At 64.1% G+C, this 12,479-nt stretch carries 17 protein-coding genes; 7 read left to right on the top strand and 10 right to left on the bottom strand.

The window, feature by feature from the left end; genetic code table 11:
• The first annotated feature begins 265 nt into the window (after positions 1-265).
• On the top strand, positions 266-532 hold the full coding sequence (locus D6B98_RS32490) for a hypothetical protein (RefSeq protein ID WP_126261092.1): 267 nt from the start codon (positions 266-268) through the stop codon (positions 530-532).
• A gap of 23 nt (positions 533-555) precedes the next feature.
• Here the strand turns inward: D6B98_RS32490 and D6B98_RS32485 are convergent, their stop codons facing one another.
• The 3 genes from D6B98_RS32485 to D6B98_RS32475 all read right to left on the bottom strand — a co-directional run bounded on the left by D6B98_RS32485 (position 556) and on the right by D6B98_RS32475 (position 1,884).
• Positions 556-792, bottom strand: a complete 237-nt coding sequence (locus tag D6B98_RS32485) for a hypothetical protein (protein WP_126261091.1) — start codon at positions 790-792, stop codon at positions 556-558.
• 18 nt (positions 793-810) lie between these two features.
• Positions 811-1,020 (bottom strand): hypothetical protein, encoded by a 210-nt coding sequence (locus D6B98_RS32480; protein WP_126261090.1) that lies wholly within the window; start codon positions 1,018-1,020, stop codon positions 811-813.
• A 192-nt stretch (positions 1,021-1,212) separates the two neighbouring features.
• Positions 1,213-1,884, bottom strand: a complete 672-nt coding sequence (locus D6B98_RS32475) for a response regulator (protein WP_126261089.1) — start codon at positions 1,882-1,884, stop codon at positions 1,213-1,215.
• A 328-nt stretch (positions 1,885-2,212) separates the two neighbouring features.
• On the opposite strand from D6B98_RS32475, the gene D6B98_RS32470 reads away from it, so the two are divergent.
• Positions 2,213-3,838: an MFS transporter gene (locus tag D6B98_RS32470; protein ID WP_205680542.1), complete on the top strand. Its 1,626-nt coding sequence runs from the start codon at positions 2,213-2,215 to the stop codon at positions 3,836-3,838.
• Positions 3,839-3,960: 122 nt separating this feature from the next.
• Here the strand turns inward: D6B98_RS32470 and D6B98_RS32465 are convergent, their stop codons facing one another.
• From D6B98_RS32465 to D6B98_RS32455, 3 genes are all read right to left on the bottom strand, one after another.
• The gene (locus D6B98_RS32465) at positions 3,961-4,434 is read right to left on the bottom strand and encodes a secondary thiamine-phosphate synthase enzyme YjbQ (RefSeq protein ID WP_164719019.1); all 474 of its coding nucleotides are present in this window, start codon (positions 4,432-4,434) and stop codon (positions 3,961-3,963) included.
• 141 nt (positions 4,435-4,575) lie between these two features.
• The gene (locus D6B98_RS32460; RefSeq protein WP_126261087.1) at positions 4,576-5,097 is read right to left on the bottom strand and encodes a hypothetical protein; all 522 of its coding nucleotides are present in this window, start codon (positions 5,095-5,097) and stop codon (positions 4,576-4,578) included.
• Positions 5,094-5,549 (bottom strand): hypothetical protein, encoded by a 456-nt coding sequence (locus D6B98_RS32455; RefSeq protein ID WP_164719004.1) that lies wholly within the window; start codon positions 5,547-5,549, stop codon positions 5,094-5,096. Before D6B98_RS32455 ends, D6B98_RS32460 begins: the two co-directional genes overlap by 4 nt.
• On the opposite strand from D6B98_RS32455, the gene D6B98_RS32450 reads away from it, so the two are divergent.
• The 5 genes from D6B98_RS32450 to D6B98_RS32430 all read left to right on the top strand — a co-directional run bounded on the left by D6B98_RS32450 (position 5,457) and on the right by D6B98_RS32430 (position 8,096).
• Positions 5,457-5,831 carry an AtpZ/AtpI family protein gene (locus tag D6B98_RS32450; protein ID WP_126261086.1) on the top strand — a complete coding sequence of 125 codons (375 nt, stop codon included), beginning with the start codon at positions 5,457-5,459 and terminating at the stop codon, positions 5,829-5,831. The two genes, D6B98_RS32455 and D6B98_RS32450, sit on opposite strands and share 93 nt — an antisense overlap.
• A gap of 108 nt (positions 5,832-5,939) precedes the next feature.
• Complete coding sequence (locus D6B98_RS32445) at positions 5,940-6,689, top strand: F0F1 ATP synthase subunit A (RefSeq protein ID WP_126261085.1); 750 nt, start codon at positions 5,940-5,942, stop codon at positions 6,687-6,689.
• Between the two features lie 53 nt (positions 6,690-6,742).
• Positions 6,743-6,973 carry a F0F1 ATP synthase subunit C gene (locus tag D6B98_RS32440; RefSeq protein ID WP_007599451.1) on the top strand — a complete coding sequence of 77 codons (231 nt, stop codon included), beginning with the start codon at positions 6,743-6,745 and terminating at the stop codon, positions 6,971-6,973.
• 65 nt (positions 6,974-7,038) lie between these two features.
• Positions 7,039-7,605 (top strand): F0F1 ATP synthase subunit B, encoded by a 567-nt coding sequence (locus D6B98_RS32435; protein ID WP_126261084.1) that lies wholly within the window; start codon positions 7,039-7,041, stop codon positions 7,603-7,605.
• A 5-nt stretch (positions 7,606-7,610) separates the two neighbouring features.
• Positions 7,611-8,096 carry a F0F1 ATP synthase subunit B family protein gene (locus D6B98_RS32430; protein WP_126261083.1) on the top strand — a complete coding sequence of 162 codons (486 nt, stop codon included), beginning with the start codon at positions 7,611-7,613 and terminating at the stop codon, positions 8,094-8,096.
• 206 nt (positions 8,097-8,302) lie between these two features.
• Here the strand turns inward: D6B98_RS32430 and D6B98_RS32425 are convergent, their stop codons facing one another.
• The 4 genes from D6B98_RS32425 to thrC form a co-directional block, all read right to left on the bottom strand.
• Positions 8,303-8,953: a hypothetical protein gene (locus tag D6B98_RS32425; protein WP_126261082.1), complete on the bottom strand. Its 651-nt coding sequence runs from the start codon at positions 8,951-8,953 to the stop codon at positions 8,303-8,305.
• 121 nt (positions 8,954-9,074) lie between these two features.
• Positions 9,075-9,662: a GNAT family N-acetyltransferase gene (locus D6B98_RS32420; RefSeq protein ID WP_126261081.1), complete on the bottom strand. Its 588-nt coding sequence runs from the start codon at positions 9,660-9,662 to the stop codon at positions 9,075-9,077.
• Positions 9,663-9,701: 39 nt separating this feature from the next.
• The gene (locus D6B98_RS32415; protein WP_126261080.1) at positions 9,702-10,991 is read right to left on the bottom strand and encodes a M16 family metallopeptidase; all 1,290 of its coding nucleotides are present in this window, start codon (positions 10,989-10,991) and stop codon (positions 9,702-9,704) included.
• A complete protein-coding gene (gene thrC, locus D6B98_RS32410) occupies positions 10,988-12,406 on the bottom strand; it encodes a threonine synthase (RefSeq protein ID WP_164719018.1) in 1,419 nt (472 codons plus the stop codon). The genes D6B98_RS32415 and thrC overlap by 4 nt, the downstream gene beginning before the upstream one ends.
• Positions 12,407-12,479: the final 73 nt, after the last annotated feature.

Below are 12,479 nucleotides of genomic sequence, written 5' to 3'. Positions count from 1 at the left end.
AACAATGGGCGCATCGATGTCTTTTCCCCGCTCGCTGAGTGCTATCTCCAAGCGAGCATGACCGTGGCGGCACATCGGCAGCCGTCCACTTCTGCGCGGGAGCTAATCCACCCTCCTGATGCTTCCGCCCGTTCTTGTTGTCGGTTTTCGGCACGAGGTGTTCAGGTCTCGCCGCCGCGTGAAGCAAGGCACATTTACCGTCGGCAATTTCCGGGTCAACAACAAAATAGACAATCTGCCGCACTGACGTCTAAACAAGGTCGCGGTGCTTAATCGCGTCGACCTGAAGGGTGTCGCCGGCAGCGCGCTCGAACGGACCGCGGTTAACGAGGATATCGCTGCTTCAGAGGGGGATTTCGTGGTCGGCGCACTCCTGGTCGTTTTGTCAATCGCCCTTCTCTGGATGTTTCTGCCTCGCAACGGGCAACCTCATCGTTGGATGGCGCTGCCGTTCTTTGAAACGGGAATTCCACTGGTGATCATCATGTCGTTCGCAGCCGGTCTGACCATGGTGATCGAGCACCTGTTCTAGGACCGCATGCGGGCTCAAAGGCGTTATCCCTCGACGTTGTACTGCTTGCAGAGGTGATCGCCGATCTGGACAAGCATGGCAACGCACTCAGGGTAGCCCGGCCGATCCGCGGTGGCCCGATCTGCGCTGGCTCGAAACTCCCAGGAATTCCCGTCGCGGAGGATGGAAATTGTCATTCCATCGGGACAGTCGGAGTGAACCTTCAGCTCGGCCTTCGCCATGGCGATCAGCTCGGCTTCGGATTTGACAGGCTTCCGCATCTGTTTCCCATCAACTCTCTAGCGAACGACGCCGGCTGCATCGTCATCGTTAGGCATCACCCAATCGAGTGCGAGCAAGCAAGCTTCCAACAACAGGAAAGAAAGAACGCCGCCAAGCAGCCCGAAGAAAACGATTGAAAAGGTTCCCAGCAACAACCCACAGAACACGTCGGCAAGCACCTTGGAGATGCGATCGGATCGGTCTTGCTTGGCTGCAAAGTATGGCATCTGCATTCTCCGGAATTTGATGCCAGCTTAGCCAAAACGAGCAGCGGCCGTCTATTCCAAACGGCGGCTTAGCGGTTCAGCTCATCCGTCGATCGAAATGTCCGCAACGGGTCAAAACCGCCGAAGCTCTCATCGCACCGAATGATTCCGCTCGTCCTCAAGTCCGGACATCCGCCAATTAGCGCATGAACGCTACCCCGTCGGCGTGCCCTGCCTCCACTGGCCGCCGGCGATCTTGGCGGCCGCGATCACGGCCTGGGTGCGGCTCTCGACGCCGAGCTTTTGCAGGATGGCCGAGACATGCGCCTTGATCGTGGCCTCGGAGACACCGAGCTCATAGGCAATCTGCTTGTTGAGGAGGCCCTCCGATAGCATCATCAGGACCCGGACCTGCTGCGGCGTCAGCGTCACCAGGCGGTCGCGCAGGCGCGTCATGTCGGGGTCGCCAGCTGCGGACAGGTCGGTGTCGGCGGGAACCCAGACGTCGCCTTCCATCACCTTGAGGATGGCGTCACGCAGGGTCTCGACGCCGAACCGCTTCGGGATGAAGCCGGACGCGCCGAAATCGAGCGATCGGCGGATCGTGGCGCTGTCGTCGGAGGCCGAGACGATCACGACCGGAATCGCCGGATATTGCGCGCGCAGATAGATCAGGCCGGAAAAGCCGGAGATCCCGGGCATCGAGAGGTCGAGCAGGATCAGGTCGACGTCCGACGACTGTTCCAGGAGCTTGGTCAGATCCTCGAACGATCCGGCCTCGTCTATTCTGGCCGAGGTCAGGACGCCGGCCACCGCCTGTCGCAGCGCATCGCGGAACAGGGGATGGTCATCGGCGATGACGAGATGGGTCGATGGAGCGTTCATCGTTCTCTTGCTGTCGTTCGCAGGCCGGCGGACCGATCCCGGGTGTGGCAATTCTTCCCCGTGCGGCCTTGGCATGCAAGTGCACATTATCCCTTTGCTGCAAAGGGGTTAATCCCGGATCCCCCGTCATAGCGCACCGGCGCCTGATACCGCGCGTCAGTGCGCAAGGCCGAAAGTCGTATTGGGGCGGCTTTCACGCCGATGTTACCTTATGGGCAAGTCCTGGATTGATCCGGCATGTCCGGACATCTGGGGGCGCGAGGAAACACGTTTCGGGGAGCGACTCAACATGTCGACAATGGCTGTATCTCAAACAGGCGCGGGAGGGATGACGAAGGACGAACGGTTCGTCATTCTCGCTTCCTCGCTCGGTACCGTTTTCGAATGGTACGATTTTTACCTCTACGGCTCGCTGGCCAGCATCATCGGCGCGCAGTTCTTCTCGGCCTATCCGCCGGCAACCCGCGACATCTTCGCGCTGCTTGCGTTCGCAGCCGGCTTCCTGGTGCGTCCGTTCGGCGCGATCGTGTTCGGCCGCATCGGCGACATCGTCGGCCGCAAATACACCTTCCTCGTCACCATCCTGATCATGGGTCTGTCGACCTTCATCGTCGGCCTGTTGCCGAACGCGGCGACCATCGGCATCGCGGCTCCGATCATCCTGATCGTGCTGCGCCTCGCCCAGGGCCTGGCCCTCGGCGGTGAGTATGGCGGCGCGGCGACCTATGTCGCGGAGCACGCTCCGAACGGCAAGCGCGGCTACTACACCTCCTTCATTCAGACCACCGCGACGCTCGGCCTGTTCCTGTCGCTGCTGGTGATTCTGTTCACCCGCAGCGCCCTCGGCGAACCGGAGTTCGCGGCCTGGGGCTGGCGCATTCCGTTCCTGGTCTCGGTGCTGCTGCTCGGCATCTCGGTCTGGATCCGGCTCCGCCTCAATGAATCCCCGATCTTCCAGAAGATGAAGGACGAGGGAAAGAGCTCGAAAGCGCCGCTGACCGAAGCCTTCGGCAACTGGCAGAACGGCAAGCTCGTGCTGCTCGCGCTGCTCGGCGGCGTGATGGGCCAGGGCGTGGTCTGGTACACCGGCCAGTTCTACGCGCTGTTCTTCCTGCAATCGATCCTGAAGGTGGACGGCTATACCGCCAACCTGCTGATCGCCTGGTCGCTGCTGCTCGGCACCGGCTTCTTCATCGTGTTCGGCATGCTGTCCGACAAGATCGGCCGCAAGCCGATCATCCTCGGCGGCTGCCTGATCGCGGCACTGACCTTCTTCCCGATCTTCAAGATGATCACCACCAACGCCAACCCGGCGCTGGAAAAGGCCATCGAGCAGACCAAGGTCGAGGTGGTGGCTGATCCCAAAGGCTGCGGCGACCTGTTCAACCCGGTCGGCACCCGTGTCTTCAGTGCGCCTTGCGACACCGCACGTGCGTTCCTGTCGCAGTCGTCAGTCAAGTACACGACCACGCCAGGCGCGGCCGGCTCGGACGTGAAGGTGACGGTGAACGGCAAGGAAATTGTCTACACCAACGCCAAGGACAGCAACCCGGCGGTCCTCGCCGCGGTGCAGGCGGCCGGCTATCCGAAGCCTGGCGATGCCGGCATCGTGAAGATGGCGCATCCGCTCGACATCTTCCGTCCGCAGGTGGCGGCGATCATCGGCCTGTTGTTCGTGCTCGTGGTCTACGTGACCATGGTGTACGGCCCGATCGCGGCGATGCTGGTCGAACTGTTCCCGACCCGCATCCGCTACACCTCGATGTCGCTGCCCTACCACATTGGTAACGGCTGGTTCGGCGGCCTGTTGCCGGCGACCGCCTTTGCCATCGTGGCCTCGACCGGCGACATCTATGCCGGCCTCTGGTACCCGATCATCTTCGCCTCGATTACCGTCGTGATCGGCTTCTTCTTCCTGCCCGAGACCAAGGACGTCGACATCAAGGGCACCTGATCGAACCGATCTCAACCGACCCAACCGGCCGCGGTCTCCGCGGCCGGTTTTGTTTTGTGTCAGCTCTTTGCTTTGACGCGCTTTCTTGACGCGAACCGGCGCCCGCCTGGCTCGAAAACGCTCTACTGATTGCTGCCGACGAATTGCAGCACCACCTCGCGCCGGTGCGGGCGCTTGCGATGCTCGATCAGATAGATCGCCTGCCAGGTGCCGAGCGCGAGCCTGCCGTTCAGAACCGGGACCTGAAGCGAGCTCCCGGTCAACATCGTCTTGACGTGGGCCGGCATGTCGTCCGGTCCTTCGGTGTCGTGGGTCCACCCGGCATTCTCCGGCGCGAGCCGGGACAGCGCCGTGGCGAGGTCGACGAGCACGGAAGGGTCGGCGTTCTCCTGGATCGTCAGCGAGGCCGAGGTATGCCGGATGAACAGCGTCAAGGCACCGTCGCGCGCGCGAACCTCATCGATGAATTTGGCAGCTTCGCTGGTGAGATCGGTGAAGCCATGGCCCGATGTCTGCACCGCCAGCAGTGAGGATGAGATGGTGGTGGCTTGCACCGTCGATGGCGCCGAGCGTGTGACGGATTTGCCTGATGTCATGGAAGGTCTCTCAACTCGGAAAGCCGCCGTAGGGTGGGCAAAGCGAAGCGTGCCCACCAATCCGTGCGACAATATCAAGATGGTGGGCACGGCGCTTTGCGCCTTTGCCCACCCTACGGCACTATGGCATCTCGCTGCGCCTCAAATCCTTCCCGACACGTCCTTTTGCACGCGGTTGGCGATGTCGATCAGCCGCCGCCAGGCCTTTTCCAGAAACGACATCACGCGATCGACGTCCTGGTCGCTCGGCAGCGGGATCTCGATCTTGCGCTCGCCCTCGGCGCTCCTGGGCTCGGCTTTCTTCAGCGGGTCGGATTTCGGCAGCGCCTCGTCGACCTTGCCCGACACCGTCGGCCCCGCCGCGAGCTGCCCCTTCAGCCTCTCGACCTCGGCCTGGAGCCTGCCGATCTCGGCGTCGAGCGCGGACCGTTCGTCGGGCACCGCATAGCAGGCCCAGCCGGCGCCGTTCTTGGTGCAGGTCGAGACCGTGCCGGTGCGGGTGTCGAGCCGCAGCACGCCGTCGGGGATGGGCGTCATGCTGTAGCGGCCGGTTTCGCCGTCGGGCGCGGATTGCGCAGCCACAAGATCACCGCCGATCGCCATCGCCGCGGCAAACGCCGCCGCCGCAAGCCAGGATGTTGTGGATGACGTTGCTGGTCTCATCGCGCTCTCCGCCACGGCGTGCAGGTGGCAATCTGGCAAATTCTACACCCCGGCGAGGTGATCCGCCGCCCAAAACGCACACCGACATCAACGATCGCGGCGGCGTCTTCGATCCCGGCTGTGCGGCGAAACGGCGACAGCATCCGCCGATCAGGCGGCGAGCTGCTGCGGTGCGGCGTCACGCTGTGCGCAGCGCTGCCGTTCGCGCCAATATTGCCAAATAAATCAGCCACATAACCGAAAGCGACGCAATCGTGACTTGGCTTGACTTGATTATAGGCCATCAGTATGGTCCGCGCGGCTTTTGAGGGTGGCGGGCGTAATTTCCATTCAGCCGCGGCGTTTCGGGTCTTCGTTGCATGACACAGGGCACGGGGCACGGCGAGAATGGAGATCGCGATAGATCGTCCGAGGAAGCTGAGCTTTCCGAACGGCTCGGGAGTCTTGATCACAGGTTGTCCGAACTTCGCGACCGCCGGATCAAGACCGAGCAACCCGCAGGTGACGGTGGAGACGGAGCGGCCAGAGCCTCGGCGATGGCGCTTGGTTTCCGACTATCCTCGGAGTTGATCGCCGGCGTCGCTGTCGGAGGGGGGATTGGCTGGGGTTTCGACCGCTTGCTGTCGACCTCGCCTTTCGGGTTTATCGTGTTCCTGTTGCTGGGCTTCGTCGCCGGCGTAGTGAATGTGGTGAGAACGGCAGGCGCGGGTCAGAACAGGCGCGGGGGATCTTAGCCGATCCGCACCAGGAGAGTGATCGTGCCGGCCTCGCCGGTACGGGCCGGCCCGGCCGGCAGACCGAGACCCGCCGGCATTGCCCGGCAGACAAGAGATGCCGCGCTGATGAAAATCGATCCGATCCACCAGTTCAACATCGAGCCTCTCTTCACCCTGGGCCATATCGGCAATCACACGATCGCCTTCACCAATTCGTCGCTCTATATGCTGGTGGCCGTGGCGATCATCTCGCTCCTGATGCTCGCCAGCGGCACGCAGCTGGTTCCCGGGCGCCTGCAGTCGGTCGCCGAGATCTCCTACGAATTCGTCGCCTCGACCATCCGTTCGACGGCCGGCACGGAAGGCATGAAGTTCTTCCCGCTGATCTTCTCGCTGTTCATGTTCATCTGCGTCTCGAACCTGGTCGGCATCATCCCCTACACCTTCACGGTGTCGAGCCACCTGATCGTCACCGCAGCGCTCGCACTGCTGGTCTTCTTCACGGTCCTGATCTACGGCCTCTACAAGAACGGCCTGAAGTTCTTCAAGATTTTCGTTCCCCACGGCGTCCCCATCTACATCCTGCCGCTGGTCATGTTCATCGAGATCCTGTCGTTCTTCCTGCGGCCGGTCTCCCACAGCGTCCGTCTCTTCGCCAACATGCTGGCCGGCCACATCGCGCTGAAGGTCTTCGCAGGCTTCGTCGCCATGCTCGGCTTCTCGCTCGGCGCCCTCGGCTGGGTCGGCGGCGTGCTGCCGCTGGCGCTCACGGTCGCGCTGACCTCGCTGGAAATCCTGGTCGCGTTCCTCCAGGCCTACGTGTTCGCGATCCTGACCTGCATCTACCTCAACGACGCCATTCATCCGGGACACTGAACGGTCCGGGGAATTTCCACCCACAACCCAATCTTTCTTCCAAGGAGTCTAAAATGGATCCGGCAGCAGCAAAACTTATCGGCGCGGGCATCGCGTGCATCGGCATGGGCGGTGCGGGCGTCGGCGTGGGCGTGATCTTCGGCAACTACCTGGCCGCAGCCGTCCGCAACCCGTCGGCCGCTCAGGGCCAGTTCGGCAACCTGATCTTCGGCTTCGCCGTGACCGAAGCGCTCGGCATCTTCTCGCTGCTGATCGCACTGTTGCTGCTGTTCGTTCCGCTCTGAGGACGACGTTTTTCGCGCCGTTCCAATCCCTGGGACGGCGCGTGTGACAGCAACAGGAGAACTCCATGGCTGAGAGTCATGGCGGCGCAAAAGGTCCGGCGGCGGGCGCTCATACCGCGGCTGACGGTGGTCACCACGGTGGCGGCTTTCCGCCGTTCGAGAGCAGCACGTACGCTTCACAGCTGGTGTCGCTCGCGATCTTCTTCGTCCTGCTTTACGTGATCGTGTCCAAGCTCGCCCTGCCGCGCATCGGCGGTGCGATCGAGGCGCGTCAGAACAAGATCGAGGGTGACCTCGCCGAGGCGCAGAAGCTGAAGGATCAGTCCGAGGCGGCGCTGAAGGCCTACGAAAACGAGCTCGCTGCGGCGCGCTCGCGGGCGCAGGCGATCGGCAACGAATCCCGCGACAAGGCGAATGCGCAGGCCGAGGTCGAGCGCAAGGCGCTGGAAGAGCAATTGGCGGCCAAGCTCGCCGGGGCGGAGAAGACCATCGCCTCGACCCGCGCCGCCGCCATGAGCAACGTCCGCGGCATCGCGGCCGATGCGGCCGGCCAGATCGTGCAGCAGCTGACCGGCGTCGTTCCCGACGCCGCGTCGGTCAATGCCGCGGTCGATGCGTCCCTGAAAGGTTAGTCGAGATGGTCTTCGAACCTGAATTTTGGGTCGCCGTCGCCTTCGTGATCCTGATGGTCGTGCTCGGCTATCTCGGGGTCTTCAAGACCGCGATGACCGCGCTCGATCATCGTGCCGCCCGCATCAAGGCCGAGCTCGACGACGCCCAGCGCCTCAAGCAGGAAGCCGCCAAGGTGCTTGCCGACTACAAGGCGCGCACCGCCTCGGCCGAACGCGAGGCCGCCGAGATCATCGCCAACGCCAGAAGCGAAGCCGAGCGCATCGCGACTGAGGCCAAGGCGAAGATGGAAGACTTCGTCGCCCGCCGGACCAAGACCGCGGAGAGCAAGATCGCGCTCGCCGAGGCCCAGGCGCTGGCCGATGTCCGCGCCGCAGCCGCGGAAGCCGCCGTCCAGGCCGCCTCGACGATCCTATCGCAGTCGGTCAAGGGCCAGGTCGCCGACGATCTGCTGGCCAAGGGCATCAGCGAAGTCAGGCAGAAGCTGAACTGACGATCTTGCCTCACCAATCAAAAAGCCGGCGCGATGAGCGCCGGCTTTTTTGTTGGTCGATCTGGAGCCGCAAACTGGGTGTCATCGCCCGCGAAGGCGGGCGATCCAGTACGCCGAGGCTTCTTGGTTCAAGCACCGCGGCCTCCGGAATACTGGATTGCCCGCCTTCGCGGGCAATGACAGCTGAGATTGCCGCAACACCTCGCCTACTTCTTCTTCCGCCCCTTCGGCTCGGGCGACAGCGCCTGCGGGTCGAAGCCGACATAGAAAATGTAGTTGTCGGCGACCGCGGGTGACGGCACCGGATAGGTCATATCCTCGATAACGAAGGTAAAGGGCACGCTGCCCCCCGGGGTCATGTCGACCGTGGTTCGGTAGGCCTTCGAGGCAATCACCTTCTCGCCGACGCCGCCCTGCACGACGGCGAAGCGCAGGGGCACCTCGACGGAAGCAGGCGCACCGGCGGGACCGGCGATCACGCGGCCTTGGATGCCAATCCGGGCTGTGATGCCGTCGCTGCTACGGACACATTCGCGCGCCATCTTGGTGATCGAGGCCTGGAAGCGAACCTCGTTGCCGGCGGCCGGCTTGCCGGCGGCGCCAACCGCGTAGGTCGAGGCCCCCGAACGCACCGTGACCTGCGGGCAATCGAGCTCGTCTTCGGCCGACTGGCCGGGCGCAGGCGGTGGCTTGGGCTGGGCCGGCTCGTCGGACGTGCCGCCGAACAGGCTCTTGAAGCGGTCGGTCAGTGACTGGGCCTTCACCGGCGAGACCGAGGCGAGCACAACCGACAATGCCAGCGCGACTCCCCCTCCCAGCCGCAACGCATTCCGCGATGACCGAAGCTGCTGCACCATCGACGCTCATACTCCAATGACAATTGCCCGGCCGATCGCCGTCCGGGCATGCGGTTATATCGCCAAAATCGGCGAACCCAAGGCAGCAAAAAGGGGGACTTGGCCGCACCGATATCGCGGCTCAGCCGCGGAAATCCTCATGGAGCAGGCCGAACAGCAAATGATCCTGCCAGACCCCGTTGATGCAGAGATAGCGGCGGGCGAGCCCCTCGCGTGAGAAGCCGCACTTTTCCAGCACCCGGATCGACGGCGCATTGGTGGGGATGCAGGCGGCCTCGACCCGGTGCAGATTGAGCTCGCCGAACAATGTCGGCAGCAGCAACCGCAGCGCGGCCGTCATGTAGCCGCGATGGGCATGAGGCTGCCCGATCCAATAGCCGATGGTGCCGGCCTGCACGATGCCGCGGCGGACATTGGCCAGCGTGATGCCGCCGACCATGGCGCCGTCGAGCTCGCGGAAGATCAGAAAAGGATAGGAACGATCCGCGGCGATGTCCTCGGAATAGCGGCGCAGGCGGCGGCGGAAGCCCGAGCGGGTGAGATCGTCCGACGGCCAGATCGGCTCCCAGGGCGTCAGGTAGTCGCGGCTGGACTCGCGCAGATGAGCCCATTGCAGGAAGTCCGACATCTGCGGCGCGCGCAACAACAGCCCGTTGCCGCGCGGTGCGAGGGCGGCGGGTCCACTGGACGGCAGGCGAAAGAGGGCCATGGTGATGCTTTCCGGGGCGGTCCCGCCCTTGCGCGGCTCCTAGTGCAGCCGGGCCTTGGCGCGCGCCCGGGTCAATCCTTCCGCAAAAGACACCGCCGTGTCCAGACCCCTGCCACTGCCTAATGCGACAACGGCAGGCCGGCTCCGTGACAACAGCGCACGCGCGGCGTCCCGGGTCGATTCGACGCTGACGGCGTCGATCCGCCCGACCAGTTCCTCGACCGTCTGCGGCCGGCCATAGGCGAGGACGTGCCGGGCGAGCTGCTCGGCGCGGGAAGAGCAGCTCTCCAGCGCCATCAGCAGACCTGCCTTCATCTGCGCCTTGGCCCGCGCGATCTCTGCCTCGGTCAGCGTTTCCACCGAATCATTCATGATGTCGACCACGACCTCCATCATCTCCGGCGCATCGGCCGGATCGGTGCCGGTGTAGAGGCCGAAAAAGCCGGTATCGGTATAGGGCGCGTGGAACGAATAGATGGAGTAGCAGAGGCCGCGCTTCTCGCGCACCTCCTGAAACAGGCGCGACGACATTCCGCCGCCGAGGACGTTGGTGAAGACCTGGAGCGAGAACAGCGACAAATCGCTTTGCGGCACGCCTTCCAGCGCCAGCGTCAGATGCGCCTGCTCCAGCTCGCGATGCACCACCTTGGCGCCGCCCTTGCCGAATTGAGCGGTTTGCGGCTTCGGGCCAGGCGTCGCCTCGAAACTGGCAAAGCGCTTCTCGGCCTCGGCGACCACCTGATCGTGATCGACCGCGCCGGCCGCTGCCACCACCATGTCGGGCCCGCGATAATGCGTCGAGAGGTAACCGCGCAGCATGTCGCGGTTGAAGCTGCGCAGCGTCTTGGCCGTGCCGAGCAGCGAGCGGCCCATCGGCTGGTCGGGATAGCAGAGCTCGTTGAGATGCTCGAACACGACGTCGTCGGGCGTATCCTGTGCGGCTCCGATCTCCTGCACGATGACGTTCTTCTCGCGTTCCAGCTCGTCGGGCTCGAACGCCGGATTGGCAAGGATGTCGGCGAGCACGTCGAGCGCGAGCGGCACGTCGGCCTTCAGCACCCGCGCATAATAGGACGTGGTCTCGGTCGAGGTGCCGGCATTGAGGTCGCCGCCGACCGCCTCGATCTCCTCGACGATCTCGCGCGAGGAGCGCTTCGTGGTGCCCTTGAACGCCATGTGCTCGAGCAGATGCGAAATGCCATGCTCGTTCGGCTTCTCGTCACGGCCGCCGACGCCGGCCCAGACGCCGAGCGCCGCGGTCTCGAGTTGCGGCATCTTGTCGGTGACGACGGTGAGGCCGGAGGCAAGCTTGGAAATCTCGACACTCATCCGGCAACTCCCTGCTTTGCGGCGCGGCTGACCGACAGCACAAAGCGCTCGACCTCGGCCTGATCGTTCTTCATCACCTTCATGTGTTCGGATTTGGTCATCAAACCGTCGAGCCAGGCCGGCAGTTGCGGCCGCTGGCCGCAGGCCGCTTCGACGGCGTCGGGGAATTTGGCCGGATGGGCGGTGGAGAGCACGATGCTCGGCACCCGCGTGTCCGTGGTGTCGCGGTCGGCGACAGCGAGCGCCACCGCCGTATGGGGATCGACCAGCTCGCCCGCCTCGCGCCAGCCGGCGCGGATCGCGGCCGCGGTCTCGGTCTCGTCGGCACGCCCGGCGTCGAACTCCTCGCGGATGGCGGCCAGCGTCGCATCGGGCAGCACGAAACGCCCGGACTGCTTCAGCGAATCCATCAGGCGGCGCACGCCCGCCGCATCGCGCCGGCCGGCCTCGAACAGCAGCCGCTCGAAATTCGACGAGATCTGGATATCCATCGACGGCGACGCCGTCGCGTGCACCTCGCGCACTTCGTAGATCCCCGTCTTCAGCGTGCGCGCCAGGATGTCGTTGACGTTGGCGGCGATGCGCAGGGTCCGCACCGGCAATCCCATCCGCTTGGCGACGTAGCCGGCAAAGATGTCGCCGAAATTGCCGGTCGGCACCACGAAATCCACCGCGCGCGCCGGCGCACCGACGGCAACGGCCGAGGTGAAATAGTAGACCACTTGGGCGACGATGCGCGCCCAGTTGATGGAATTGACGCCGGACAGAGAGGTGGCATCGCGGAAGCGATGGTTGTTGAACATCCCTTTCACGAGCGCCTGGCAATCGTCGAAATTGCCCTCGATGGCGAGCGCATGGACGTTGGCCGCGCCCGTCGTCGTCATCATCCGCCGCTGCACCTCGGAGATGCGGCCGTGCGGAAACAGCACGATGAGGTCCACGTTCTCGAGGCCGGCGAAGGCCTCCACAGCGGCGCCGCCGGTATCGCCTGACGTCGCGACCACGATGGTGGTGCGCTGGCCGCGCTTGGCGAGCACATGGTCCATCAGCCGCGAGATGAGCTGCATCGCCACGTCCTTGAAGGCGAGCGTCGGACCGTGGAACAGCTCCAGCACGAACTGGTGCGGCGACATCTGGCGCAGCGGCACCACCGCCGGGTGGCGGAAGGTCGCATAAGCCTCGTTCGCCATGCGGCCGAGCTCGGCGTCGGTGATCTCGCCGCCGGTGAAGGGACGAATCACATCGACCGCGACCTCCCAATAGGGACGGCCGAAGAAACCGGCGATGGTCTCGGTGGAGAGCTGCGGCCAGATGGTTGGCACATACAGGCCGCCATCGCGCGCGAGCCCGGTCAGCATCACGTCGCAGAAGCCGAGTTCGGGGGCCTCGCCCCGGGTCGAGATATAACGAGTCAAACTGCCCTCCAAAGGCCGGGCGGCCTGAGCCGCCCGTTAAGCCTTTGATTTTACGAAATTACTTGTTAGCGGC

Origin of the sequence: Bradyrhizobium sp. LVM 105 (assembly GCF_003957705.1) — a bacterium.
Classification (GTDB): Bacteria; Pseudomonadota; Alphaproteobacteria; order Rhizobiales; family Xanthobacteraceae; genus Bradyrhizobium; species Bradyrhizobium frederickii.
This window is presented reverse-complemented; position numbering and strand designations above follow the sequence as displayed.